Source organism: Streptomyces sp. NPDC015661, assembly GCF_043077765.1.
Lineage (GTDB): Bacteria > Actinomycetota > Actinomycetes > Streptomycetales > Streptomycetaceae > Streptomyces.
Map to the genome: position 1 here is coordinate 531,927 of NZ_JBIBST010000004.1, position 25,344 is coordinate 557,270.

25 protein-coding genes are annotated in these 25,344 nt (G+C 71.0%); 11 read left to right on the forward strand and 14 right to left on the reverse strand.

Translation table 11 applies throughout. The features are described from left to right. Window positions 1-67 precede the first annotated feature (67 nt). Genes ACF07V_RS14250 through ACF07V_RS14260 form a run of 3 tightly spaced genes read right to left on the reverse strand, consistent with a single transcriptional unit; the run spans window position 68 to window position 1,931 of the window. Window positions 68-850 carry a DUF3592 domain-containing protein gene (locus ACF07V_RS14250; RefSeq protein ID WP_392154074.1) on the reverse strand — a complete coding sequence of 261 codons (783 nt, stop codon included), beginning with the start codon at window positions 848-850 and terminating at the stop codon, window positions 68-70. Then, a complete protein-coding gene (locus ACF07V_RS14255; protein WP_392154076.1) occupies window positions 847-1,116 on the reverse strand; it encodes a DUF397 domain-containing protein in 270 nt (89 codons plus the stop codon). The genes ACF07V_RS14250 and ACF07V_RS14255 overlap by 4 nt, the downstream gene beginning before the upstream one ends. Then, complete coding sequence (locus ACF07V_RS14260; protein WP_392154077.1) at window positions 1,098-1,931, reverse strand: Scr1 family TA system antitoxin-like transcriptional regulator; 834 nt, start codon at window positions 1,929-1,931, stop codon at window positions 1,098-1,100. Before ACF07V_RS14260 ends, ACF07V_RS14255 begins: the two co-directional genes overlap by 19 nt. Before the next feature lie 132 nt (window positions 1,932-2,063). Here ACF07V_RS14260 and ACF07V_RS14265 point away from each other — a divergent pair, with 132 nt between their 5' ends. The 3 genes from ACF07V_RS14265 to ACF07V_RS14275 all read left to right on the forward strand — a co-directional run bounded on the left by ACF07V_RS14265 (window position 2,064) and on the right by ACF07V_RS14275 (window position 3,943). Further along, the gene (locus ACF07V_RS14265) at window positions 2,064-2,285 is read left to right on the forward strand and encodes a hypothetical protein (protein ID WP_392154079.1); all 222 of its coding nucleotides are present in this window, start codon (window positions 2,064-2,066) and stop codon (window positions 2,283-2,285) included. Then, window positions 2,282-2,497, forward strand: coding sequence for a hypothetical protein (locus ACF07V_RS14270; protein WP_392154080.1), 216 nt, complete (start codon window positions 2,282-2,284; stop codon window positions 2,495-2,497). The genes ACF07V_RS14265 and ACF07V_RS14270 overlap by 4 nt, the downstream gene beginning before the upstream one ends. Before the next feature lie 225 nt (window positions 2,498-2,722). Further along, the gene (locus ACF07V_RS14275) at window positions 2,723-3,943 is read left to right on the forward strand and encodes a S8 family serine peptidase (RefSeq protein ID WP_392154081.1); all 1,221 of its coding nucleotides are present in this window, start codon (window positions 2,723-2,725) and stop codon (window positions 3,941-3,943) included. 39 nt (window positions 3,944-3,982) lie between these two features. Here the strand turns inward: ACF07V_RS14275 and ACF07V_RS14280 are convergent, their stop codons facing one another. After that, window positions 3,983-4,906 carry an RNA polymerase sigma-70 factor gene (locus ACF07V_RS14280; RefSeq protein WP_392154082.1) on the reverse strand — a complete coding sequence of 308 codons (924 nt, stop codon included), beginning with the start codon at window positions 4,904-4,906 and terminating at the stop codon, window positions 3,983-3,985. Between the two features lie 73 nt (window positions 4,907-4,979). Continuing rightward, window positions 4,980-5,453 carry a carboxymuconolactone decarboxylase family protein gene (locus tag ACF07V_RS14285; protein ID WP_392154084.1) on the reverse strand — a complete coding sequence of 158 codons (474 nt, stop codon included), beginning with the start codon at window positions 5,451-5,453 and terminating at the stop codon, window positions 4,980-4,982. A gap of 142 nt (window positions 5,454-5,595) precedes the next feature. Between ACF07V_RS14285 and recO the strand changes: the two genes are divergently transcribed. From recO to ACF07V_RS14305, 4 genes are all read left to right on the forward strand, one after another. Further along, window positions 5,596-6,345, forward strand: coding sequence for a DNA repair protein RecO (recO, locus tag ACF07V_RS14290; protein ID WP_030684767.1), 750 nt, complete (start codon window positions 5,596-5,598; stop codon window positions 6,343-6,345). Between the two features lie 111 nt (window positions 6,346-6,456). Beyond that, the gene (locus ACF07V_RS14295; protein WP_392154086.1) at window positions 6,457-8,019 is read left to right on the forward strand and encodes a RodZ domain-containing protein; all 1,563 of its coding nucleotides are present in this window, start codon (window positions 6,457-6,459) and stop codon (window positions 8,017-8,019) included. A 77-nt stretch (window positions 8,020-8,096) separates the two neighbouring features. After that, on the forward strand, window positions 8,097-8,921 hold the full coding sequence (locus ACF07V_RS14300) for an isoprenyl transferase (RefSeq protein ID WP_392154088.1): 825 nt from the start codon (window positions 8,097-8,099) through the stop codon (window positions 8,919-8,921). 8 nt (window positions 8,922-8,929) lie between these two features. Continuing rightward, window positions 8,930-9,442, forward strand: a complete 513-nt coding sequence (locus ACF07V_RS14305; RefSeq protein WP_392154090.1) for a YcxB family protein — start codon at window positions 8,930-8,932, stop codon at window positions 9,440-9,442. A gap of 54 nt (window positions 9,443-9,496) precedes the next feature. Here ACF07V_RS14305 and ACF07V_RS14310 read toward each other — a convergent pair whose 3' ends face one another. The 4 genes from ACF07V_RS14310 to ACF07V_RS14325 form a co-directional block, all read right to left on the reverse strand. Beyond that, window positions 9,497-9,907, reverse strand: a complete 411-nt coding sequence (locus ACF07V_RS14310) for a Fur family transcriptional regulator (RefSeq protein ID WP_041129147.1) — start codon at window positions 9,905-9,907, stop codon at window positions 9,497-9,499. 72 nt (window positions 9,908-9,979) lie between these two features. After that, window positions 9,980-10,876 (reverse strand): metal ABC transporter permease, encoded by an 897-nt coding sequence (locus tag ACF07V_RS14315; RefSeq protein ID WP_392154092.1) that lies wholly within the window; start codon window positions 10,874-10,876, stop codon window positions 9,980-9,982. Window positions 10,877-10,878: 2 nt separating this feature from the next. Beyond that, complete coding sequence (locus ACF07V_RS14320; protein WP_392154094.1) at window positions 10,879-11,646, reverse strand: metal ABC transporter ATP-binding protein; 768 nt, start codon at window positions 11,644-11,646, stop codon at window positions 10,879-10,881. A 9-nt stretch (window positions 11,647-11,655) separates the two neighbouring features. Further along, the gene (locus tag ACF07V_RS14325) at window positions 11,656-12,612 is read right to left on the reverse strand and encodes a metal ABC transporter substrate-binding protein (protein ID WP_392154096.1); all 957 of its coding nucleotides are present in this window, start codon (window positions 12,610-12,612) and stop codon (window positions 11,656-11,658) included. 166 nt (window positions 12,613-12,778) lie between these two features. Between ACF07V_RS14325 and ACF07V_RS14330 the strand changes: the two genes are divergently transcribed. Next, window positions 12,779-14,158, forward strand: coding sequence for a glycine--tRNA ligase (locus tag ACF07V_RS14330; protein WP_392154098.1), 1,380 nt, complete (start codon window positions 12,779-12,781; stop codon window positions 14,156-14,158). A 70-nt stretch (window positions 14,159-14,228) separates the two neighbouring features. Here the strand turns inward: ACF07V_RS14330 and ACF07V_RS14335 are convergent, their stop codons facing one another. The 4 genes from ACF07V_RS14335 to ACF07V_RS14350 form a co-directional block, all read right to left on the reverse strand. Then, on the reverse strand, window positions 14,229-14,930 hold the full coding sequence (locus tag ACF07V_RS14335) for a VC0807 family protein (RefSeq protein ID WP_392154100.1): 702 nt from the start codon (window positions 14,928-14,930) through the stop codon (window positions 14,229-14,231). Window positions 14,931-15,037: 107 nt separating this feature from the next. After that, complete coding sequence (locus tag ACF07V_RS14340) at window positions 15,038-15,628, reverse strand: TetR family transcriptional regulator (protein ID WP_392154102.1); 591 nt, start codon at window positions 15,626-15,628, stop codon at window positions 15,038-15,040. Window positions 15,629-15,645: 17 nt separating this feature from the next. Then, window positions 15,646-16,686: an aldo/keto reductase gene (locus tag ACF07V_RS14345; RefSeq protein ID WP_392154104.1), complete on the reverse strand. Its 1,041-nt coding sequence runs from the start codon at window positions 16,684-16,686 to the stop codon at window positions 15,646-15,648. Window positions 16,687-16,750: 64 nt separating this feature from the next. Continuing rightward, a complete protein-coding gene (locus ACF07V_RS14350) occupies window positions 16,751-18,187 on the reverse strand; it encodes an MFS transporter (protein WP_392154106.1) in 1,437 nt (478 codons plus the stop codon). Window positions 18,188-18,303: 116 nt separating this feature from the next. On the opposite strand from ACF07V_RS14350, the gene ACF07V_RS14355 reads away from it, so the two are divergent. After that, the gene (locus ACF07V_RS14355) at window positions 18,304-19,284 is read left to right on the forward strand and encodes a helix-turn-helix domain-containing protein (protein ID WP_392154108.1); all 981 of its coding nucleotides are present in this window, start codon (window positions 18,304-18,306) and stop codon (window positions 19,282-19,284) included. Here ACF07V_RS14355 and ACF07V_RS14360 read toward each other — a convergent pair. After that, window positions 19,254-20,876 (reverse strand): MFS transporter, encoded by a 1,623-nt coding sequence (locus ACF07V_RS14360; protein ID WP_392154109.1) that lies wholly within the window; start codon window positions 20,874-20,876, stop codon window positions 19,254-19,256. The genes ACF07V_RS14355 and ACF07V_RS14360 overlap by 31 nt on opposite strands. A 52-nt stretch (window positions 20,877-20,928) precedes the next feature. On the opposite strand from ACF07V_RS14360, the gene dusB reads away from it, so the two are divergent. Both dusB and ppdK read left to right on the forward strand, forming a co-directional pair. Further along, on the forward strand, window positions 20,929-22,065 hold the full coding sequence (dusB, locus tag ACF07V_RS14365) for a tRNA dihydrouridine synthase DusB (protein ID WP_392154111.1): 1,137 nt from the start codon (window positions 20,929-20,931) through the stop codon (window positions 22,063-22,065). A gap of 356 nt (window positions 22,066-22,421) precedes the next feature. Next, the gene (ppdK, locus tag ACF07V_RS14370; protein WP_392154208.1) at window positions 22,422-25,133 is read left to right on the forward strand and encodes a pyruvate, phosphate dikinase; all 2,712 of its coding nucleotides are present in this window, start codon (window positions 22,422-22,424) and stop codon (window positions 25,131-25,133) included. The last annotated feature ends 211 nt before the right edge of the window (window positions 25,134-25,344 follow it).

A 25,344-nucleotide genomic window follows, 5' to 3' on the forward strand; every position in this document is an offset into this window, starting at 1 on the left:
TACGCCGGCGCATGGGGGCATCTCGCGAGCGCGCCCCGACGCGCGGTTGAACCCCTCGGCCGTTCCCTCAGCCTCTGACGGCCTCGACGACCAGCCAGCCGATCCCGAACCACCCGCCGCCCGCGAGGCCGCAGCCGACGAGGGTCATGAGCGCCATCATGCCGCGGACGTAGAGGCCCTCGGGGTGGATGGCGACCTTCGGGTCGCGCGGATCGTAGGACACCTCGAACCGGGTCCCGCCCACGGTGTTGTTGTACGTGTGAGTGGTGCCGGTCGCGTCCGTGTACGTGAACACCCTCGTGTTGTTCGTGTAGTGCGAGAACTCCGCGGCGACGGTGATCCCGTGCCTCGGCAGGTGCCACATCCGGTACAGGTCCCGCCCCATGACGTACACCAGGAACACGCCGACGGCGACGACCAGGAACGCGGGCCAGAACAGGCCCGCGTACCCCCATTCACCCGCCGCGCCGACGAACACGTCCAGCGCGACGACCGGGACGGCGGCGACGAGCGCGCGCGCCTGCCGGCGGGCGAGGCGGGGCGGCGGGGCCGGGACGGCGTACGTGGTGACGAGGCCGGCGCCGTCGGCGACGGGGGTCTCGGGCAGCGCAGCGGTGACCGCGTCCACGAAGGCGGTGGCGGCGGCCTCGCTGACGTCCTCGACGCGGTACGGGTCCCCGGCACCGGTCAGCTCGATCTCGACCGCCCGCCCCTCGGCCTGGACCGACTCGATCGCCGCCAGCGGGATGCGGTGACCCCCGCCGGGGCGGCCGAGGGTGACCACTGTTCCCTCGAACCGGAGCACGGCGTCGCCGCTGCCGCGCAGGACGAGGGAGGGGGACGTCGTCATCTCGCGATGCCTGCGACGAACACGGACCAGGCGGCGGCGGGGACGACGAGGACGGGCCCGTCGGTGACCTTGCTGTCGCGGACCGGGACGACACCGGTGAAGTCGTACGAGACCTCGACGCAGTCGCCGCCCTCGCCGTTGCTGTAGCTGCTCTTGCGCCAGGCGGCGCCCGTGAAGTCGTACGAGACCTCGACGCACGAGCCGCCCTCGCCGTTGCTGTAGGAGCTCTTGAACCAACGGGCGTTGCTCAGGTCGTACTCGCGCATCGTCTGAAGTCCTCCGCCGCCGATTCGATCAGGGCCTGGGACGCCTCCGGCGACAAGGCGGCGACCCTGAGCAGATCGTAGGCGCGGTGTGCACGCTTCACCACCGCCGGATCGTCCAGGAGCGTTCCCGAAAACGAGGTCTCTGTATAGGCCGTTGGCGGCTGGTCCTCGAACTCCATGAGCTTGAGTGTGCCGTTCATGGAGGCGTGTGCCCCGGCGGTGCGGGGCACGACGGTCACCAGTACCCAGCGCTGCCGGATCAGCGTCGCGATGTGACCGAGTTGCTCGGTCATGACTGTCGGGCCGCCGACCGGGATACGGATCGCGTTCTCGTGCAGCGTGACCCAATACTCGGGCCTTGTGGCGTCCGCGAGGATCCCCGCCCGGTCGAGCCGCGAGGTGACCTTCTCCTCGACGTACTCCTCCGTCGCGAACGGGTTCGCCGCCACCGTAACCGCCCGCGCGTACGCCGCCGTCTGCATCAACCCCGGCACCACCAGCGGCGCGAACTCGCAGATCTTCGTCGCCACCGACTCCAGCTCCGCCACCGCGCTGAAATAAGACGCGTAGGGCGACTTGTTGATGAGCTTGCGCCACGTGCGTTCGAAAATACCGCCGGTTTGTAGGACCGTATCGATTCGCTGGGCCACATCCAGCTGCGGCTTTCGAATTCCCTGCTCGAACAGGCCGATGTACGCCCCGGATACGAACACCCGTCTGCCCAGTTCGCCCTGCGAGAGGCCGGCCGCCTCCCGGCGTTCCTTCAGGACCTCGCCGAAGAACTCCCACGCGTCCTGCTGCTTGCTTCTGGCCATGGGTTAACTCCCCAACCCTACCTCGCAGTTGTACGGCCTGCGCATCTGCCGATTCTACGGATCTGCCCCCACTCTGGAGAGGCGAAGCGGGAAATGGATTCAGAAAGGCATACGTTGGTGAAGGAAGACATCATGAAGACGACCACGGGGACCGTCGGAACGGCACAAGAGGCAGTGGCGGAATTGCGCGAGGCCCTCGCGAGGGCGGGAATCACGCTCCCCTCGCTCGGGCTCGACGTCGTCACCCTCGCGGCCGACCCGCCGCGGCCGCTCGTGGAATTGGGATGCTGCACGGTGGAAACGGCCCGGCTCCTCGCCGCCGCCGTACTGCCGAGGGAGGAGAGTCGATCGTGACGCTGCCCATCGGGTCGTACGTCGTCGAGATCCGTACCGGACGGGTCGGGAGGGTCATGGGGCACGAGGGGCCCCATGTGCAGGTGCGTCCGCTGGGGGGCGGGCGGGAGTGGGACGTGGAGCCGGACGGGGTACGGGAGGCCACCTCGGCGGAGCGGCTGAGCGCGGCCACGGCGCACGTCAACGCGCGGAGCCGGGGCGAAGTGCCCTGAGTCCGCTCGGGTGAAACGCCGTTCGGCGGCCCGTTGGTCCATCCGCCGCGCCCGTGCTGCACCCGCCTCGTCGCCCCGGTTACGTGGTTGCCGCGAACCGGTTCGGGTTCGTTGACCACGAAAGGAGACGAGGTGTTCGGCATGGTGGGACGAGGCCGGGTCGCGAGACCGGCGTACCGGCTGGCGGCGGTGTCCGCGGCGGCAGGGGCATTGCTCGCGGGGGGAATGACAGGGGCGGGGGCCGCCGAGCCGGAGGGGCGGTACGTGGTCGTCCTGAAGGAAGCGGCCCGTGGCAGGTTCGACGCGGTCGTGGGGGCGCACGGACGGGACCACGGGGTGCGGGCGGGCTTCCGGTACCGGCACGCGCTGGTCGGGTACTCGGCGGTGATCCCGGAGTCCCAGGTGGCGGCGCTGCGGGAGGACCCGAACGTGAAGGCGGTGGCTCCGGACCGGCCGGTGCAGGCCACCCAGCAGGTGCTGCCGACCGGGGTGGACCGGATCGACGCCGACGCGAGCAGTGCGGCCGCCGGGAACGGGACGGGGACCGTCGACGCGGCGGTCGCGATCCTCGACACTGGGATCGACGACCGGCACCCCGATCTCAACGTGGCAGGCGGGTTCAACTGCCTGGATCCCTCGCGGCCCGGCGCGTGGCGGGACAACAACGGCCACGGCACCCACGTGGCCGGTACCGTCGCCGCCCGGGACAACGGCGGCGCCGTGGTCGGGGTCGTGCCGGGCGCCCGGCTGTACGCGGTGAAGGTGCTCGGCGCCTCCGGCCACGGATCCACCGCCAACATCGTCTGCGGGCTCGACTGGCTGGCGCAGAACGCCGGCCCGCTCGGCATCAAGGTCGCGAACATGAGCCTCGGAGGGGACGGCGCCGACGACGGCAACTGCGGGTTCACCGACAACGACCCGGAGCACCAGGCGATCTGCCACGTGGTGAACGACATCGGCGTCACGATGGTCGTCGCCGCCGGCAACGACGCCGAGGACCTGGCGAACCACAGCCCCGCCGCCTTCGACGAGGTCCTCACCGTGACCGCCGTGGCCGACTACAACGGGCAGCCCGGCGGCGGCGCCGCCGCGACCTGCCGGGCGCCCTACGCGGACGACAGCGCGGCCGGCTTCTCCAACTTCGCCGTGAGCGCCGCGGACGCCGACCACACCATCGCCGGACCGGGGGTGTGCATCGAGTCCACCCGCAGAAGCACCGGCACGGTGGCCTACTCCGGCACCTCCATGGCCTCGCCGCACGTGGCCGGCACGGCCGCGCTCTGCCTGGCCAGCGGGCAGTGCGCGGACCCGTCCCCGGCCGGTGTGATCGCCGAGCTCCGCGGCAACGCGGCGGCCCGGCCCGCCTCGTACGGCTTCGCGGGCGACCCGAACACGCCCGTCGGCGGGCGCTACTACGGGTACCTCGTGCACGCCGGCGACTACTGAGCACACCGCACCCGCTGACGGTGCCTCGAACGGGCACCGTCAGGGGGTACGGCGGCGGATCCGCTGCACCTCACGGGTGATGGCCCAGGCGTCGGCCACCGGGCCGAGGTGGCCTAGCTTGTCGGGGTTGAGGACGGAGCGGATGGCCTGGATCCGGCCGTCGAGGATGTCCAGGACGACCGCCTGGAGGATCCTGCCGTCGCGGTCGCGGTAGAGCGCGCCCGGCTGGCCGTTGACCTCGTGGGGCTCGACGGTGACGTCCAGCTCCAGGAGCGTGGGGAAGACCGTGCCCAGGAGCCGCGCCACCTTCTCCGCGCCGACGATGGTCCTGGCGAAGTTCGGGGCCTTGCCGCCGCCGTCGCCGACGAGCTGGACGTCGGCGGCCAGGAGGTCCTGGAGCCCGCCGATGTCACCGTCCATGAGGGCGTCGAAGAAGCGGGTGGCCAGTTCCTGGCGCTCCTGGCGGTCGGCCTCGAACCGGGGGCGTCCGTCGTGCATGTGCCGCCTGGCCCGTACGAGCAGCTGGCGGCAGGCCGCCTCCGAGCGGCCCACGGCCTCGGCGATGTCCTGGAAGTCGAAGGCGAAGACCTCCCGGAGGAGGAACACGGCCCGTTCCAGGGGACTGAGCCTTTCGAGGAGCAGCAGCGCGGCCATGGAGACCGAGTCGGCCAGCTCCACCGCGCGCGCCGGGTCCTCGTACGGATCGCTCAGCAGCGGCTCGGGGAACCAGGGGCCGACGTACTCCTCGCGCCGCACCCGCGCCGAGCGCAGGACGTCGATCGAGAGGCGGGTGACCGTGGCCGACAGGAAGGCCTTGGCCGAGACGGGCCGGGTCGAGGAGCCGTCGAAGCGCAGCCAGGTCTCCTGGACGGCGTCCTCGGCCTCGCTGACGCTGCCGAGGATCCGGTAGGCGATCGAGAACAGCAGCGGACGCAGCTCCTCGAACTCCTCGACCTTGCTCATGACGACTTCCTCTCCCCGTACGCGTTCGCCTCGTACTCCCGCGCCTCATGATCATCCAGGCGGGTGGTGTCCGTCAGTGGAACTGGCCCGGAACGTAGTCGCCGGCCGGCTGACGGGTGATCGCGTTCAGCCGGTTCGCCAGGTTCATGAAGGCGATGTGCATGACGAGGGCCATGAGCTGCTCCTCGTCGTAGTGGAGGGCCGCGCGCTCCCAGACCTCGTCGCTGACGCCGCCGGCCCCGTCCGCGACCCGGGTGCCCTCCTCGGCGAGTTCCAGGGCGGCGCGCTCGGCCTCGGTGTAGACGGTGGCCTCGCGCCAGGCCGCCACCAGGTTGAGCCGCACCGCGGTCTCACCGGCGTGGGCGGCCTCCTTCGTGTGCATGTCGATGCAGACGGCGCAGCCGTTGATCTGGCTCACGCGCAGCGCGACCAGCTCCTGGGTCGCGGCCGGCACCGTCGACTCCTTGACGGCCTTGCCCGCCGCCATGAGGTGCTTGAAGGCCTTCCCGGCGGTCGGGCTGGCGAAGAGGTTCAGTCGGGCGTCCATGGGGTGCTCCCTCGTGCAGGTCGTCGGGCGGATACACCCCCGAGACGAGACAGCCCGAACCCCTGTGACACCGCCGGATGTGACCTGCGTCTCCCTGCGGCCGTGCGCCCTGTCCACCGTCGCCGTACGGGAGAATGGGCGCATGAGTCTGTTCCGCGACGACGGCATCGTGCTGCGCACCCAGAAGCTGGGTGAAGCGGACCGCATCATCACGATCCTCACGCGCGGTCACGGCCGCGTACGCGCCGTCGCGCGGGGCGTACGCCGGACGAAGTCGAAGTTCGGGGCGCGCCTCGAACCCTTCTCGCACGTGGACGTGCAGTTCTTCGCCCGGGGGAGTGAGCTGGTCGGACGCGGGCTGCCGCTCTGCACGCAGAGCGAGACCATCGCCGCGTACGGCGGCGGGATCGTCACCGACTACGCCCGGTACACCGCCGGCACGGCCATGCTGGAGACGGCGGAACGGTTCACCGACCACGAGGGCGAGCCCGCCGTCCAGCAGTACCTGCTGCTCGTCGGCGGATTGCGGACGCTCGCCCGGGGCGAGCACGCGCCGCACCTCATCCTCGACGCCTTCCTCCTCCGCTCCCTCGCCGTGAACGGCTACGCGCCCAGCTTCGAGGACTGTGCGAAATGCGGACTCCACGGCCCGAACCGGTTCTTCTCGGTCGCGGCGGGCGGGGTCATATGCGGCGACTGCCGGGTGCCCGGAAGCGTCGTACCCTCCGCGGAGGCCATCGGTCTGCTCAGCGCGCTGCTCACCGGCGACTGGGCGACGGCGGACGCGTGCGAGCCGCGTCACGTCAGGGAGGGCAGCGGACTCGTGTCCGCCTATCTCCACTGGCACCTGGAGCGCGGCCTGCGCTCCCTGCGGTACGTGGAGAAAAGCTGACGGACGGCGTCCTCGTCTACGCTGCTCGACGGACACGAGGGACCGGAGGGCCGGTCGGGTGCATCCGACGGCGTCACGCACGGGCGACCGTGCGCGGGGGGAGTGCGGGCGATGGAGAACGGCGCGGACCTGCCGCGGCGGATCGGTGTCTACGACGTCGAGCGGGAGCTGGGCGCGGGCGGCATGGGGACGGTCTACCTCGCCCGGTCACCGGGCGGCCGGGCCGTCGCGGTCAAGGTGGCCCGCCCCGAGCTCGCGAGCGACCCGCACTTCCGCCGACGGTTCCGCGCGGAGGTCGAGGCCGCCCGCAGGGTCGGCGGTTTCCACACGGCTCCGGTCGTGGACGCCGACCCCGACGCGAAGGTGCCGTGGCTGGCCACCGCGTACGTCCCCGGGCCCACCCTCGCCGAGCTGATCGAGCGCGAAGGGCCCATGGACGACGGGCGGTTGAGGGCTCTCGGGGCTGCGCTGGCCGAGGCGCTCCAGGCCGTCCACGCCTGCGGGCTCGTCCACCGGGACCTGAAGCCGGGGAACATCATCATGGCCGAGGACGGCCCACGCGTCCTCGACTTCGGCATCGCGCGGGCCGTTGAGTCCACCCGGCTCACCGCGACCGGGGCGGCCTTCGGCACTCCCGGATACCTGGCGCCCGAGCAGGCGCAGGGCGAGGAGGTCGGCGGTGCCGCCGATGTGTTCGCGCTCGGGGCGGTGCTCGTCGCGGCGGCCGGAGGACGGGCGTTCGGCACCGGGACTCCGATGGGGCTGATGTACCGGTCGGTGCACGAGCCGGCGGACCTGTCCGCGCTGCCGGGGGAGCTGCGAGAGCTGGTCGCGGCCTGCCTCTCCAAGGACCCGGCCGCCCGGCCGACACCCGAGGCGCTCCTGACGGCACTCGGGCCGACGCCGGACCCGGCCCCGATCGCGAGCCCGGCCGCCGCACCGGACCCGCGCCTGGACCCCGTACCGGCCCGGGACCCGGCCCCGGCCTCCGTACCGGCACCGGACCCGGCACCGGACCCGGCCCCGGCCCCGGACCCGCGCCTGGACCGCGTACCGGCCCGGGACCCGGCCCTGGACTCCGTACCGGCCCCGGACCCGGCCCCGGCCTCCGTACCGGATCCGGTTCCCGCTTCTGGGCCCGATCCCGACACCCGTGTGCTCACCACCCCCGACCCGGTGCGGCCCGCGTCGGCCGGGGCCTCGCGCGCCTCCCGCGCGCTCACCCTTGCGATCGTCGCCGTCGCCGTCGTGGGCGCACTCGGGGGTGGTCTCCTCGCCCTCACGCAGCTGGGGGACAAGGACGACAAGGGCGCCGGACCCAGCATCACCGCTTCCGGTCCTTCCACCGCTTCGGAATCCCCGCAGGCCTCCTCCCCGCCGTCCACGCCCGCCCCTTCCCGGGCGAGCGCCGCTCCCAAGGACCGGGTCACCGTCGTCCTGACCGGGACCGTGGAGGGCGGGAAGAGCTGGGTCTCGGTGAAGGGGCAGGACGGCACCCTGCTGTACGACGGACTGCTGGACGTCGGCGAGACCAAGACCTTCACGGACAAGAACCAGATCACGCTGGTCCTCGGCAACGCCCACGCCGTCCAGCTCGTCGTCAACGGCAAGCAGGTTCCGAACGACTTCCAGCCCGGCCAGGTCGAACGTCTGACCTATGGCAGGGGCGACTAGACCAAGAGCAGGCCTCCCGCCGTGGGAAACTCGACTACGCGTGAAGTACGGCACCACCTCTTAGGAGATTCATCGCCATGGCCATCGCACGACTCCTCGGGCGCCAGCGTCGGGAGTACAGCACCCCCGAGCCGCACCCGTCCGGTGCCCGCCCGCCGAAGCTCCAGACCGAGCTGGTGCCGGAGCACGTCGCGATCGTCATGGACGGCAACGGCCGCTGGGCGAAGGAGCGCGGGCTTCCGCGCACCGAGGGGCACAAGGTCGGCGCCGAGCAGGTGCTCGACGTGCTCCAGGGCGCCATCGAGATGGGCGTGGGGGCGATCTCGCTGTACGCCTTCTCGACCGAGAACTGGAAGCGCTCCCCCGAAGAGGTGCGCTTCCTGATGAACTTCAACCGCGACTTCATCCGCAAGACCCGCGACCAGCTCGACGCGCTCGGCATCCGGGTGCGCTGGGTCGGCCGCATGCCCAAGCTGTGGAAGTCCGTCGCCAAGGAGCTCCAGGTCGCCCAGGAGCAGACCAAGGACAACACCAAGCTCACGCTGTACTTCTGCATGAACTACGGCGGTCGCGCCGAGCTCACGGACGCGGCGCAGGCGCTCGCCGAGGACGTGAAGGCCGGCAGGCTCGACCCGGCGAAGATCACCGAGAAGACCATCCAGAAGTACCTCTACTACCCGGACATGCCGGACGTGGACCTCTTCCTGCGGCCCAGCGGCGAGCAGCGCACCTCCAACTACCTGATCTGGCAGAGCGCGTACGCCGAGATGGTCTTCCAGGACGTGCTGTGGCCCGACTTCGACCGCCGCGACCTTTGGCGGGCCTGCGTCGAGTACGCCCAGCGCGACCGCCGCTTCGGCGGCGTCGACCCGGCGGACCTCGCGGTCCTCGACAAGGCCTGAGCCGTCTCATGGGGGAGAAGATGGAGCTCGTCTACTCGGCCGAGCTCGCCGACGTGCACGAGGCGGTACGGGTCAGGCTGAAGTCGACCCGCTGGTGGCCGCTGTTCCGGTGGACCACCCGCGCCGTCGCCGCGCTGGCCGTCCTGGTCGCCGGTGCGGGGCTGCTGGTGGGCGAGGTGGCGGAGCCCGTCAAGCTCGTCCTCCTCGGCGCCGTGGCCGTGGCCTGCGCCGAGCTGCTGCCGTGGGTGTCCGCCCGCAGCCTCTTCCGGCTGATCGGGTCCCAGGGCGAGGCCCGGGCGATCGTGGACGAGGACGGCGGGCGGTGGATCTCCCGGGACACCGACATGACGATCCGGTGGGCGCTGCTGACCCGGTACGCGGAGACGCCCCGGCTCTTCGTCCTCTTCACGGACCGCACCTCCGGCACCGGTTTCGCGTACCTGCCCAAGCGCGGTCTGGGCGCCCCGGGCGACGAGGAGCGGCTGCGGGCCATCCTGGACCGGAGCACCACCCGGGCATGAGACGGCGAAGGGCCCGCACCGGATCGATTCGGTGCGGGCCCTTCGTATGTCAGGTCACTTCCCGGCGCACTCCGCGCAGGTGCCGAAGATCTCCACGGTGTGCGCCACGTTCACGAAGCCGTGCTCCGACGCGATCGTCTCGGCCCACTGCTCCACCATGGGGCCCTCCACCTCCACGGCCTTGCCGCAGACGCGGCAGACGAGGTGATGGTGGTGGTCGCCGGTCGAGCAGCGGCGGTAGACCGTCTCGCCGTCGCTGGTGCGCAGCGCGTCGACCTCGCCGGCGTCCGCGAGGGACTGGAGCGTCCGGTAGACGGTGGTGAGGCCGACGGAGTCGCCGCGGTGCTTGAGCATGTCGTGCAGCTCCTGGGCGCTGCGGAACTCGTCCACCTCGTTCAGTGCCGCCGACACGGCGGCCCGCTGCTTGGTCGAGCGGCCGCGTACGGGGGGTCCTGCCGTCGCCACGGGGGCCTCCTTGGATGCTTGTCTGCCCCCGCCATTCTGCCAGCCCCCCGCACCCCCGGGATCAGTCGCGGGTCAGACCTTCACATCGTCCGTCGGCCGCCGGGTGGCCGGAACGCAGCGGGTGTCGCAGTCCGCGGTGGCCTGTGCGGCGGCCCTGGCGCGGCGCTTGGCGAGCGGGGCGGCGAGCAGGGTCAGGACGATGAAGATCCCGATCGCGTACAGGACGATCGTCGCGCCGGGGGGGACGTCCTGGTAGTACGAGGTGACCGTGCCCGCCAGGGTGACCGTGATGCCGGTCGCCACCGCGAGGACGAAGGTCGCACGGAAGGACTTCGACAGCTGCTGGGCCGCCGCGACCGGCACCACCATCAGCGCGCTGACCAGGAGCAGGCCCACGACCCGCATGGCGACCGTGACGGTCACCGCGGCGGTGACCGCGATGAGCAGGTTCAGGGCGCGGACCGGCAGTCCGGTGACCCGGGCGAACTCCTCGTCCTGGCTGACGGCGAAGAGCTGCCGGCGCAGGCCGACCGTGACGAGGACCACGAAGGCCGCGAGGATGCTGATCGCGGTGACGTCCTCCGTCGAGACGGTGGAGAGCGAGCCGAAGAGGTACGAGCTCAGGTTGGCGTTGGAACCGGTCGACGAGAGGTTGATCAGCAGGACGCCGCCGGCCATGCCGCCGTAGAAGAGCAGCGCGAGCGCGAGGTCGCCGCGGGTCTTGCCGTACGCCCGGATCAGCTCCATCGCGACCGAGCCCGCGACGGCGACGAGGGTCGCCATCCAGACCGGGCTGCTGTTCAGGAGGAAACCGAGGCCGACGCCGGTCATGGCGACATGGCCGATGCCGTCGCCCATCAGTGCCTGGCGGCGCTGCACGAGGTAGATGCCGACGGCGGGCGCGGTGATGCCGACGAGGACGGCGGCGAGCAGCGCCCGCTGCATGAAGGCGGGTTCGAGGAAGTCCATGATCAGGTCAGCAGTCCCGTACGGAGCGGCTCGTCGGCCGCGTGCGGATGAACGTGGTCGTGGCCGGGCAGCGCGTGCTGGCCGAGGGCCTCGGGCGGCGGGCCGTCGTGGACGACGCAGCCGTCGCGCAGGACGACCGCGCGGTCGATCAGGGGCTCCAGGGGGCCCAGCTCGTGCAGGACGAGGAGGACGGAGGTGCCGCCCGCGACCTGCTCGCGCAGGGTCGCGGCGAGGATCTCCTGGCTCCCGAGGTCCACGCCGGCCATCGGCTCGTCCATGATCAGGAGTTCGGGCTCGGAGGCGAGCGCGCGGGCGATCAGGACCCGCTGGTGCTGGCCGCCGGAGAGGGCGGTGACGGAGTCCTGGGCGCGGTCGGCGAGGCCGACCAGTTCCATCGCCCGGTGGACGGCGGCCTTGTCGGCCTTGGTCGGCAGGCCGAACCGGCGGCGGGCGAGGCGGCCGGAGGCGACGACCTCCCGGACGGTGGCCGGCACCCCGGCGGAGGCCGTGGTGCGCTGCGGCACGTACCCGACGCGGGCCCAGTCGCGGAACCGCTTCCGTTCGGTGCCGAACAGCTCGATCGTGCCGCCGGTCAGCGGGACCTGGCCGATGATCGCGCGGACGGCGGTGGACTTGCCGGAGCCGTTGGCGCCGAGCAGGGCGACGACCTCACCGGAGCGGACGGTGAGGTCGACGCCCCGGAGGACGGGGCGCGCGCCGAGGGCCGCCGTGGCTCCGCGGACGGAAATGACGGGCTTGTCGTCGCTCACGGGGGCCTCCTACTTGGCGCCGAGCGCGGTCTTCAGGGCGGCGAGGTTGGACTGCATGACCTCGATGTAGTCATCGCCCTTGGACTGCTTGGTGATTCCCTCCAGCGGGTCGAGCACGTCGGTCTTCAGACCGGTGTCGCCCGCGAGGGTCTTGGCGGTCTTGTCGCTCGCGAGGGTCTCGAAGAAGACCGTGGAGACCTTGTCCTTCGCGGCGATGTCCTGGAGTTCCTTGATGCGGGCGGGGCTCGGCTCGGACTCGGGGTCGATGCCGGTGATGCCCTCCTGCTCCAGGCCGTACCGCTCGGCGAGGTAGCCGAAGGCGGAGTGGGTGGTGATGAAGGTCTTCGTGGCGGTGTTCTTCAGGCCCGTCTCGAACTCGGTGTTCAGGTCGCCGAGCTTCTTCACCAGGGCTTCGGTGTTCTTCTTGTAGTCGGCGGCGTGGTCCGGGTCCGCCTTCTCCAGGGCGCTGCCGACGCCCTTGGCGACCTCGGCGTACTTCACGGGGTCGAGCCAGATGTGGGGGTCGGCGCCGGCCTCGGACTCGTGCTCCTCGCCGGTGCCGTGGTCGTGGCCGACCTCGGTGCCGTGCTCCTCGAGCTTCGTGAGGGTGGCCGCGTCGACGGTGTTCTTCACGCCGGCCTGGGCGATGGCGTCGTCGACGGCGGGCTGGATGCCCTTGAGGTAGAGGATGACGTCGGCCTCGCCGAGCTCGCCGATCTGCTTCGGCTTGAGCTCCAGGTCGTGCGGCTCGACGCCGGGCCTGGTGAGCGTGTTGACGGCGACGTGGGTGCCGCCTATCTGCTCGGCCAGGTACTGCATGGGGTAGAAGGACGCCACCACGTCCAGCTTGCCGTCGCTTCCCTTGTCCGCGGCGTCGGAGGTTCCGGAGCAGGCGGAGAGGGAGACGATGCCGAGCGCGACGGCTCCGGCGAGGGCGGTGCTGGGTATCAGGCGACGTACGTTCATGACACTCATTTTCAACAAAGTTGGAAACGGTTGTCAATTGCCCTCCCTGTGTTCCGGGCCACCCGGGGCCTCGCGGGCCCTGGATGCCTAACCGATTTGATACGGGGGGCGTGCGCGCCGGTAACCTGTGGCATTCGCACTTCGTCGTCGTAATGAAGAGAGCACCGTGGCCGCCGACAAGATCGACACCATCGTCAGCCTGAGCAAGCGCCGTGGCTTCGTCTACCCGTGCAGCGAGATCTACGGCGGCCAGCGTGCCGCCTGGGACTACGGGCCGCTGGGTGTCGAGCTGAAGGAGAACATCAAGCGCCAGTGGTGGCGTTACATGGTCACCGCGCGCGAGGACGTCGTCGGCATCGACTCGTCGGTCATCCTGGCCACCGAGGTCTGGGAGGCCTCCGGTCACGTCGCCACCTTCACCGACCCGCTGACCGAGTGCACCTCCTGCCACAAGCGCTTCCGCGCCGACCACCTGGAGGAGGCGTACGAGGAGAAGCACGGCCGTCTCCCCGAGAGCCTCACCGAGCTCAACTGCCCCAACTGCGGCAACAAGGGCACCTTCACCGAGCCCAAGCAGTTCTCCGGCCTGCTCTCCACGCACCTCGGCCCGACCCAGGACACCGGCTCCGTCGCGTACCTGCGTCCCGAGACCGCCCAGGGCATCTTCACCAACTTCGCCCAGGTGCAGACCACCTCGCGCAAGAAGCCCCCGTTCGGCATCGCGCAGATGGGCAAGTCCTTCCGGAACGAGATCACTCCGGGCAACTTCATCTTCCGCACGCGCGAGTTCGAGCAGATGGAGATGGAGTTCTTCGTCAAGCCGGGCGAGGACGAGCAGTGGCAGGAGTACTGGATGGAGCAGCGCTGGAACTGGTACACCGGCCTGGGTCTCCGTGAGGAGAACATGCGCTGGTTCGAGCACCCGCAGGAGAAGCTCTCCCACTACTCGAAGCGCACCGCCGACATCGAGTACCGCTTCTCCTTCGGCGGCAGCGAGTGGGGCGAGCTGGAAGGCGTCGCCAACCGCACCGACTACGACCTGAGCGCCCACGCCAAGGCCTCCGGCGCCAACCTGTCGTTCCTGGAGCAGGAGAGCGGCGAGCGCTACACGCCGTACGTCATCGAGCCCGCGGCCGGTGTCGGCCGCACGATGCTGGCCTTCCTGCTCGATGCGTACATCGAGGACGAGGCCCCGAACGCCAAGGGCGTCATGGAGAAGCGCACCGTGCTGCGCCTCGACCACCGCCTGGCCCCGGTCAAGGTCGCGGTCCTCCCGCTCTCCCGCAACGCGCAGCTCTCCCCGAAGGCCAAGGGCCTCGCGGCGGACCTGCGCCAGAACTGGAACATCGAGTTCGACGACGCCGGCGCCATCGGCCGCCGCTACCGCCGTCAGGACGAGATCGGCACCCCGTACTGCATCACCGTCGACTTCGACACCCTCGAGGACAACGCGGTGACCGTGCGCGAGCGCGACACCATGAAGCAGGAGCGCGTCTCCCTCGACCAGATCCAGGGCTACCTGGCCAGCCGCCTCATCGGCTGCTGAATCCGGTCGCGGACACGCGAAAGCCCCCGGTTCTTCCCCGTGCGGAGGGGCCGGGGGCTTTCCCGTGTCGTCAGGCGGTCGCTGCGGCCGCAGCCGCCTCGGCCTCGGCCTGGCGGCGCGCTCCCTCGGCCGCGCGGCGCTTGCCGAACCAGGCCGTCCACACGCCGAGGGCGCCGAGGACGCCGTAGATCATGATCGGGCTGAGCGTGACCATGGTCCTGGTCGCGAGGACGTACGCGAGGGCGATGCGGACCAGCGCCTCGGCCACGTACGCCACGCCCCACACCAGCGTCATGGTGCGCATGGTGGAGCGGAAGCCCTCGAACTGCCACATGCCGTTCCACCAGGCCGTGGACTCCGGGGTGCCGTCGGTCGCGAACTTGCGGCCGAAGTAGAACATCAGCGGGCGCGGAGCCAGCAGCGTCCCCAGGCAGAGCAGGCCGAACAGGCCCGTCACCGAGGAGTCCTTGATCAGCAGTGCGCGGGCGGTGTGCGCGCCGACCAGCGAGACCACGGCCGTGATCACCAGGAAGACCAGGGTGACCATGGCGAACTCGTCGATCTTGCGGCGCCAGGCCGCCATGATCGCGGTGTCGAGAACCGGCCAGGCGCTGCTCAGGAGCAGTGCGGAGAACTCGGACCAGCCGTGGTCCTCGGTCAGCGTGTTGTACGTGAGGATCGGCGCGACGACGTTCAGGCCGATGGTGAGGACCCAGCCGATCGCGGATGCCCCGCCTGATCGGGCCGGCTTGGCGGGTGCGGACGCGGACATGGTTCCCCCAGGGTGCTTCTACGGTCGATGTGCGGGAGAACGCTAGTCATGTACCGGACAGGGAAGGGGAAATTCCACGCCAAATGATCTTCAAATGGTGGGACGGCTCAGGCTCGCAGTGCCCGCTGCACCAGGGAGACGACCGCCGCGAACGCCTCCTCGACGTCCGGGGCCGACCACTCGGCGGCGTGCGCCGGATTGTGGAAGCGGTCCGTGGCGTGGAAGACCGCGCGGGCCGTCGTCCCGAGGTCCCGCTCCGGCGCCGCGAACAGACCCTCCCGGTGACCGTCCTCCACGATCCGGGCGATCTGCTCGACGAGATGCTCCTCGTGCCGGTCGACCACCGCGCTGTTCTCGCCGATCAGCACCTGGAAGGTGGCCATCAGCTCCGGATCGCCGCCCGCCTTCTTGCGCTTGAGCGAGAACAGGGCCGTGAGCCAGCCGGTCAGCCGCTCGTCCGCAGGACCCCCGGCCTCGACGTACGGCCCGAGGGCCACGATCGTCCGCTCCAGCCACCGCTCGGTGACCGCCTCGCGCAGCGCCGCCTTCGTGCGGAAGTGGCGGTAGACGCTGCCATGACTGACGCCGAGGACCCGGGCCACGTCGACGACGGTCGCCTTCGCGGGCCCGTAGCGCCGGAGCACCTCCTCGGTGGCTTCGAGGATGCGCTCTGCGGTCAGGGTCTCGGTGGCGGCCATGGGAACGACAGTACCCGTCAGTGCTCGCTGTCCAGGTGGGCCATCTGGGCCTCCGGGTAGCGGGCGCCGGAGGCCGCGTTCGCCGGGACCGCCTCCTCGATCGCGGCCAGGTCGGCGGCGTCGAGCGTGACGTCCAGGGCGCCGAGCGCCTCCGCGAGCCGGTCCCGGCGGCGGGCGCCGATCAGGGGGACGATGTCGGTGCTGTGCCGGGGGCCCTGCGCCAGGACCCAGGCGATCGCGGTCTGGGCGACCGTGACGCCCTTGGCCTCCGCGATCGCGCGCAGGCGGTCCACCAGGTCCAGGTTCCGGCCGAGGTTCTCGCCCTGGAAGCGGGGGGACATCCCGCGGAAGTCGCCCGGGGCCAGCTCGCGGTCCCGGGTGAAGTGGCCGCTGATCAGGCCCCGGGAGAGGACTCCGTACGCGGTGATGCCGATGCCCAGTTCGCTGGCCGTCGGGAGGATCTTCTCCTCGATGGACCGGGAGATGAGGCTGTACTCGATCTGGAGGTCCGCGATCGGGGCGACGGCCGCCGCCCGGCGCAGGGTGTCCGCGCCGACCTCGGAGAGGCCGATGTGCTTCACGTGTCCCGCCTCGACCAGCTCGGCGATCGCGCCGACGGTCTCCTCGATCGGCACGTCCGGGTCGACGCGGGCGATCCGGTAGATGTCGATGTGGTCGGTGCCGAGGCGCTGGAGCGAGTAGGCCGCGAAGTTCTTCACGGCGGCCGGGCGGCCGTCGTAGCCGGTGAAGCCGCCCTCGACCGTGCGCAGGGCGCCGAACTTCACGCTGGTCAGCGCCTGCTCGCGGGCGGCCGCGGGCGCGGTCCGCAGTGCCTCGTTGATGAGCAGCTCGTTGTGGCCCATGCCGTAGAAGTCGCCGGTGTCGAGCAGGGTGACGCCGGCGTCCAGGGCCGCGTGGATCGTCGCGATCGACTCGGAGCGGTCGCTCTCGCCGTACAGGGCGGACATGCCCATGCAGCCGAGGCCGAGGGCGGAGACGACGGGGCCGGTGGTGCCGAGGGGGCGGGTGGGGACGGAGGTCTTCGGTGTCGTGGTCATGGAACAACCATGACATGTGCGATGACAGATTTCAATATCTGTCACTCCATCCTCCATCTCCGTCCTACTTCACCGTGCGGGGAAGACGCAGGCTCAGCAGCAGCGTCACCGCCACCACACCCAGCTGGACCAGGAGCGTCGTCCGCAGCGCCCCGCCCATGTCCGCCGGCGAGGAGGCCAGCGAGAGGAAGAGCGAACCCAGCGTCGCCACGCCGAGCGTCAGCGCCGACTGCTGCGTGGTCACCATGACCCCGCTGCCCACGCCCGCCCGCTCCGACGGCACCTCGGAGAGCACCACCCGGAAGAGCACCGGCAGCTGGAGCCCCTGACCGAGACCCGCCACCGCCATGCCCGGCACCAGCTCCCCGACCGAGAGCCCCTGCCAGTCGTGCCCCACCGACCAGGCGATGGCGGCGACGCCGACCCCCTGGAGCAGCGCGCCCACCGGCACGACCCGGGTGCCCCAGCGCCGTACCAGACGCGGCCCCGCGAGCGAGGCGCCGAAGAACGCCAGCGCCATCGGCACGAGCGCCAGGCCCGAGGCCACCGCGCCCTTCCCCAGGCCCTGCTGGAGCGCCACCGCGATCACGAACATGAAGCCGCTGAAGCCCAGCGAGAGCGGCAGCACCACCGCCAGCCCGCGCCGCAGCGGGACCAGGGCGAGCAGGCTCGGCGGGACCAGCGGGACGGCGCCCCTGCGGTCCGCCCGCCGCTCCACCCACCAGAAGGCCCCCGCCGCGATCGGGAACACGGCGAGCGACACCCAGGTCCACAGCGGCCAGCCCGCCGCCCGGCCCTCCGTCAGCGGCGCGAGCAGGGTGAGCAGCGCGAGCGCGAGGAGCAGCGTGCCCGGCACGTCCACCGGCGCGGGCCGGTCCGAGCGGGTCTCCGGCACGGTACGGAGGGCGAGGGCCAGGCCCGCCAGCGCCACCGGCACGTTCACCAGGAACACCGCGCGCCAGCCGGAGCCCGCGATGTCGGCGGTCACGAGCACCCCGCCCAGGATCTGGCCGCCCGCCATCGCGAGCCCCGCGGTCGCCCCGTACAGGCTCAGCGCCCTGGCCCGGCGCGGTCCCTCGGTCGAGGAGTGGATGGTCGCGAGGACCTGCGGCAGCATCAGCGCCGCCGCGGCGCCCTGGGCCACCCGCGCCGCGACCAGGGTCCAGGCGTCGGGGGCGAGCCCGCAGGCGAGCGAGGTGAGGCCGAAGGCGGCCATGCCGGCGAGGAAGAGCCGGCGGCGGCCGAAGAGGTCGCCGAGCCGCCCGCCGAGGACGAGCAGCACGGAGTACGACAGGCCGTACCCGGCGACGACCAGCTCCAGGAGCGCGGGGCCCGCGGCCAGGTCGTGGTCGATGGACGGCAGGGCGACGTTGACGATGAAGAAGTCGATGAGGGGGAGCGCGGCCCCGAGCAGGACGGTGAACAGTCCGAGGGTGCCGAGCGCCGGGGCCCGGCGGCCGGCCGGGGCGGCGGTACGGACGGAAGGGGAGGTCGTAGTCACGGGACCGAGCCTCCGCCTCCGCTCAGCCTGGTACCAGAGTGTCTTTATCCTGGTACAAGCACTACCTGGAAACCGGCTGACCGCCCCGGCACCCTGGAGGCATGACCGTCATGGCGATGAGCGCACCCTTTGACGCGGCGAACGACGTGGCGAACGACGTCGCGAACGCCCCGCTGAACGACGCGGCGAGCGACGTCGCGAACGCCCCGCTGAACGACGCGGCGAGCGAGACCGACGTGCGGCGCCACGAGCTCGCCGCCTTCCTGCGCTCCCGCCGCGAGCGCATCACCCCCGAGCAGGTCGGGCTGCCCCGGGGCCGGCGCCGCCGCACCCCCGGACTGCGCCGCGAGGAGGTCGCGCACCTCTCCGCCGTCGGCGTCACCTGGTACACCTGGCTCGAACAGGCCCGCGACATCCAGGTCTCCCCGCAGGTCCTGGACGCCCTCGCCGGGGCCCTGCTGCTCGACCCCACCGAGCGCAGCCACCTCTTCGCCCTCGCCGGAGCCGCCGACCCGCACCCCGAGGCGCCCTGCCCGGCCGTCACGCCCACCCTGCGCCGGCTGCTCGACCAGCTGGAGCCCGTCCCGGCCGCGATCCAGAACAGCCGGTACGACTTCCTCGCCCACAACCGCACCTTCGGGCAGCTCTTCTGCGACCTGGACGCGCTGCCCCGCGAGGACCGCAACTCCCTCTGGCTGGCCTTCACGAACGAGGACTTCCGGGCCTCGGTCACCGATCTGCCCGAGGTCACGCGCGCGCTGGCGGGGAAGCTCCGAGCCGCCATGGCCGAGCACCTGGCCGAGCCCGCCTGGAAGGAGCTCGTGCGCCGGCTGGAAGAGGCCTCGCCCGAGTTCCGGGAGCTGTGGGCGCGGCACGAGGTGGTCGCCCCGGGCGGCCGTGTGAAGGTCATCCGCAACGCGCGCGTGGGGCTGCTCAGCTTCGAGCACACCAACCTCTGGCTCGGTCCGAACGCCGGGACCCACCTCGTCACGTACGTCCCCGTGGACGACGCCACCCAGGCCGGCGTCGCCCGTCTCCTCGACCTCGTGGTCCGGGAGCGGGAGGCTCAGGCCGAGGGGGCCTTGGCCGTGGCCTGAGTGCCGTCTTCCCGACCGTCTTCCCGACCGCCCTCCGGGTCCTCGCCCCGGCCCTTGTCCTGGCCCTCTTCCCGGCCGTCGCCCCGGCCCTTGTCCTGGCCCTCTTCCCGGTCGCCTTCCCGGCCGTCGCCCCGGCCCTTGTCCTGGCCACCTTCCCGGCCGCCTTCCCGGCCGTCGCCCCGACCGCCCTCCCGGCCCTCCTCCGGCGCCAGGCACCGGGCCGTCCGCTCCGCCGTGCGCCGCGCCCACGCCCCGCTGGTCAGCGCCCCGACCGCCAGGACGGCGAGCCCGCAGCCGGTGATGATCCAGTAGCCGGGGCGGGCCGCCGCCACGAACGCGTCCGCCTGCGGCGTCGCGCCGAGCCCCGCCGCCAGGACCGTGCCGATCACCGCGACGCCCAGCGTCTGCCCGACCTGGCGGCTCGTCGAGGCCACGGCGGCGGCTACGCCGGCCTGCGCGCGGGGCATCCCGGAGACGGCGGTGTTCGTGATGGGGGCGTTCACCAGGCCGAAGCCGATGCCGAAGACCACGTACCCGGTGAGGAGCAGCCCGTCGCTGGTCTCGGCCGAGAAGGCCGCGAAGAGCAGCGGGCCCGCCGCCATCGCCGTCCCCGCGAGGAGCAGCGAGAGACGCGGCCCGCGTGACGCCGTGAGCCGCCCCGACAGCGGGGCGAAGACGAAGGTCATGCCGGCCATCGGCAGCATCCAGAGCCCGGCGGACAGCGGGGAGAGCCCGCGCACGTCCTGGAGGTAGAGCGTGTTCAGGAAGAGGAAGCCGCCGAGCGAGGCGAAGGCGCAGACGGCGATGACCGTGGCCCCGCTGAACGGCGCGCTGCGGAAGAACCGCAGGTCGATGAGGGGCTCGCGGCGGCGGGGCTCGTAGAGCAGCAGGCCGATGAGCGCGACGGCGGCGATCCCGGCGAACAGCGGGTCGGTCTCGATGATCGCGTACGTGAGCGAGCCGAGGAGCACGGTCACCAGGAGCTGCCCGACCGGGTCGGGGCGCCGGGGGCGGGGGGCGCGGGACTCGGGGACGTACTTCATGGTCAGGAGCAGGGCGACGAGGGCGACCGGCAGATTCACCCAGAAGATGGACCGCCAGCCGACCGACTGGACGAGCACCCCGCCGACCAGCGGTCCGGCGGCCATGGAGACGCCGACGACCCCGCCCCAGACGCCGATGGCACGCGCGCGTTCCGCCGGTTCCGTGAAGGTGTTGGTGATGATCGACATGGCGACCGGGTTCAGCATCGAGCCGCCCACGGCCTGGACCGCCCGGAAGGCGATCAGGGCCTCCAGGTTCGGCGCGAGGGAGCAGAGCAGCGAGCCGAGGGCGAAGACGGCCAGGCCCGTGACGAAGACCTTGCGGCGGCCGATCCGGTCGGCGGTGGAGCCCGCGAGCATCAGCAGGGAGGCGAGGACCAGGGTGTAGGCGTCGATCGTCCACTGCATGCCGGCGACGGTGGCGCCGAGATCGCGGCGCATGGCGGGCAGGGCGACGTTCAGCGCGGTGTTGTCCAGGCTGACGATGAGCAGGCTCATGCAGCAGATCGCGAGGACGACGAGACGGCGGCCTCGTGTGAGCTCGGGCATGTGCGGATCGTATGGCTGTCTAAGAAACTCCGCAGTGCGGGACAATGGCCGAATGACCGCGTTCACCCCTCTCGCCATCGGGCCGCACATCGTGCAGCCGCCGGTGGTGCTCGCCCCCATGGCCGGCATCACCAACGCCCCCTTCCGTACCCTCTGCCGCGAGTTCAGCGGCGGCAAGGGGCTGTTCGTGAGCGAGATGATCACGACGCGCGCCCTGGTCGAGCGCAACGAGAAGACGATGCAGCTCATCCGCTTCGACGAGACGGAGAAGCCGCGCTCGATCCAGCTGTACGGCGTCGACCCGGTGACGGTCGGCAAGGCCGTGCGGATGATCGTCGACGAGGACCTCGCCGACCACATCGACCTGAACTTCGGCTGCCCGGTCCCCAAGGTGACCCGGAAGGGCGGCGGCTCGGCCCTGCCCTACAAGCGGCCGCTGCTGCGGGCGATCCTCCACGAGGCCGTGACGAACGCGGGCGACCTGCCGGTCACGATGAAGATGCGCAAGGGCATCGACGACGACCACATCACCTATCTCGACGCCGGGCGGATCGCCGTCGAGGAAGGTGTCACCGCCATTGCCCTGCACGGCAGGACCGCCGCCCAGCACTACGGCGGTACGGCCGACTGGGACGCGATCGCGCGGCTCAAGGAGCACGTGCCGGAGATCCCGGTGCTCGGCAACGGCGACATCTGGTCGGCGGACGACGCGCTGCGGATGATGCGGGAGACGGGCTGCGACGGCGTCGTCGTGGGCCGTGGCTGCCTGGGCCGCCCGTGGCTCTTCGGGGACCTCGTGGCGGGCTTCGAGGGCACCGGGGCGTATGCGCAGCCGGGGCTCCGGGAGGTCGCGGACGCGATGGTGCGGCACGCGCGGCTGCTCGGCGAGTGGCTGGGCGACGAGGCACGCGGTGTCATCGACTTCCGCAAGCATGTGGCCTGGTACCTGAAGGGCTTCGCGGTCGGCTCGGAGATGCGCAAGAAGCTCGCGATCACCTCTTCTCTGGACGAGCTGCGCGCTCAGTTGAGCGAGCTCGACCTGGACCAGCCGTGGCCGGTGGGTGCGGACGGTCCTCGGGGCCGTACGTCCGGAAACAACCGAGTTGTCCTGCCGGACGGCTGGTTGAAGGACCCCTACGACTGCGCCGGAGTGAGCGAGGACGCCGAGCTGGACACGTCCGGCGGCTGAGATTCGGCTCTTCTGGAGGAGTGATCCTCGCCACCCTTGAGGGGGGTGGTGCTCAGATGAGCATGTTACGGATGGCTGCACAGCCTGAAGGGGTGGCACTGAGTGCCACCCCTTTTGTGTTCAAGAGTTGAACGCAAGTGCTCGATTGGGCGCTCATGTGAGCGGCTAAGCGCTGGATTGGGTCAACTGGCCTTCGGGGCGTGAAACCGGAAGCTTTGGCTCGGTAACTTTCGAAGTGCTGGCGGACGGGTGGTTAAAACCGTGTGACCGGCAGGCGTACCTCCCCAGAAGCCTTCGATCTGGGTATGTTCCTCGCCGTCAGGGCAGCCAACCGAGTCATCGAGGAGTCGGGACCCGTGTCGGAAATTAATGATCAGAAGTTCGTCTACGACTTCACCGAGGGCAACAGGGACCTGAAGGACCTGCTCGGTGGCAAGGGCGCCAACCTCGCCGAGATGACCAACCTCGGCCTGCCGGTGCCTCCGGGCTTCACGATCACCACCGAGGCGTGCAAGGTCTACCTCGAGAGCGGCTCGGAGCCGGTCGAGCTCCGCGACGAGGTCACCGCGCACCTCGACGCCCTCGAGCAGCAGATGGGCAAGAAGCTCGGCCAGGCCGACGACCCGCTTCTCGTCTCCGTCCGCTCGGGCGCCAAGTTCTCCATGCCGGGCATGATGGACACCGTCCTCAACATCGGCCTCTCCGACGAGTCGGTGGCCGGCCTCGCCCGCCAGGCCGACAACGAGCGCTTCGCCTGGGACTCGTACCGCCGCCTCATCCAGATGTTCGGCAAGACCGTCCTCGGCGTCGACGGCGAGCTCTTCGAGGAGGCCCTCGACGAGGCCAAGGCCGCGAAGAAGGTCGCCAGCGACACCGACCTGGACGCCGCCGACCTCAAGAAGGTCGTCAAGCACTTCAAGAAGATCGTGAAGGCCCAGACCGGCCGCGACTTCCCGCAGGACCCGCGCGAGCAGATGGACCTCGCCATCGAGGCCGTCTTCAACTCCTGGAACACGGACCGCGCCAAGCTGTACCGCCGCCAGGAGCGCATCCCGGGCGACCTCGGCACCGCCGTCAACGTCTGCTCGATGGTCTTCGGCAACCTCGGCCCCGACTCCGGCACCGGCGTCGCCTTCACCCGCGACCCCGCCTCCGGCCACCAGGGCGTCTACGGCGACTACCTGCAGAACGCGCAGGGCGAGGACGTCGTCGCCGGCATCCGCAACACCGTGCCGCTGGCCGACCTCGAGTCGATCGACAAGAAGTCGTACGACCAGCTCATGCACATCATGGAGACGCTGGAGACCCACTACAAGGATCTCTGCGACATCGAGTTCACCATCGAGCGCGGCCAGCTCTGGATGCTCCAGACCCGCGTCGGCAAGCGCACCGCCGGTGCCGCCTTCCGCATCGCCACGCAGCTCGTGGACCAGGGCCTGATCGACGAGGCCGAGGCGCTCCAGCGCGTCACCGGCGCCCAGCTCGCCCAGCTGATGTTCCCCAAGTTCGACGAGAACGCCAAGGTCGAGCAGATCGGCCGCGGCATCGCCGCCTCCCCGGGCGCCGCCGTCGGCAAGGCCGTCTTCGACTCCTACACGGCCGTCAAGTGGTCCCGCTCCGGCGAGAAGGTCATCCTGATCCGCCGCGAGACCAACCCGGACGACCTGGACGGCATGATCGCCGCCGAGGGCATCCTCACCTCCCGCGGCGGCAAGACCTCGCACGCCGCCGTCGTCGCCCGCGGCATGGGCAAGACCTGTGTCTGCGGCGCCGAGGAGCTGGAGGTCGACACCAAGCGCCGCCGGATGACCACGGCCGACGGCCAGGTCGTCGAAGAGGGCGACGTCGTCTCCATCGACGGCTCCACCGGCAAGGTCTACATCGGTGAGGTACCCGTCGTACCGTCCCCGGTCGTCGAGTACTTCGAGGGCCGCATGCACGCCGGTGCCGACGACGCCGACGAGCTCGTCGCCGCCGTCCACCGGATCATGGCCTACGCCGACCGCGTCCGCCGCCTCCGCGTCCGCGCCAACGCCGACAACGCCGAGGACGCCTCGCGCGCCCGCCGCTTCGGCGCCCAGGGCATCGGCCTCTGCCGCACCGAGCACATGTTCCTCGGCGAGCGCCGCCAGTACGTCGAGCGCCTCATCCTGGCCGACACGGACGCCGAGCGCGAGGATTCGCTGAAGGCGCTGCTCCCGCTGCAGAAGCAGGACTTCATCGAGCTCTTCGAGGCCATGGACGGGCTGCCCGTCACGGTCCGCCTGCTCGACCCGCCGCTGCACGAGTTCCTGCCCGACATCACCGAGCTCTCGGTGCGCGTCGCCCTCGCCGAGTCCCGCAAGGAGCCGCACGAGAACGACCTGCGCCTGCTCCAGGCCGTGCACCGGCTGCACGAGCAGAACCCCATGCTGGGTCTGCGCGGCGTCCGCCTCGGCCTGGTCATCCCCGGCCTGTTCACCATGCAGGTCCGGGCGATCGCCGAGGCCGCGGCCCACCGCATCGACGCCAAGGGCGACCCGCGCGCCGAGATCATGATCCCGCTCGTCGGCACCGTCCAGGAGCTGGAGATCGTCCGCGAGGAGGCCGAGCAGGTCATCGCCGAGGTCCAGGCGCAGACCGGAGTCGAGCTGAAGCTCGCGCTCGGCACCATGATCGAGCTGCCGCGCGCCGCCGTGACCGCCGGTCAGATCGCCGAGGCCGCGGAGTTCTTCTCCTTCGGCACCAACGACCTGACGCAGACGGTCTGGGGCTTCTCCCGCGACGACGTGGAGGCCTCGTTCTTCACCGCGTACCTGGAGAAGGGCATCTTCGGCGTCAGCCCCTTCGAGACCATCGACAAGGACGGCGTCGGCGCCCTCGTGCGCAGCGCCGTCCAGGCCGGCCGCGCCACCCGCCCCGACATCAAGCTCGGTGTCTGCGGCGAGCACGGCGGCGACCCGGAGTCGGTGCACTTCTTCCACGAGGTCGGCCTCGACTACGTCTCCTGCTCGCCCTTCCGGATCCCGGTGGCGCGCCTGGAGGCCGGCCGTGCCGCCTCCGGGGCGAAGGGCAGCGACAGCCGCTGAGTCCACCGGGGCCGCCGTCGGTCACCTCTTGACCCTCACCGACGGGCGGCGGCTCCGGATTCACAAAAGAGACGGGACGGACACCTTTTGTGCGGAGGTGTCCGTCCCGTCGTATATCCCCGGGAGTTCGGCGTGCACATGTGAGTTCATGTTCAATTACGGCCGATTGAATTATTGGCTATTGAACTTCTACGTTTACGTGTCGCAAAGA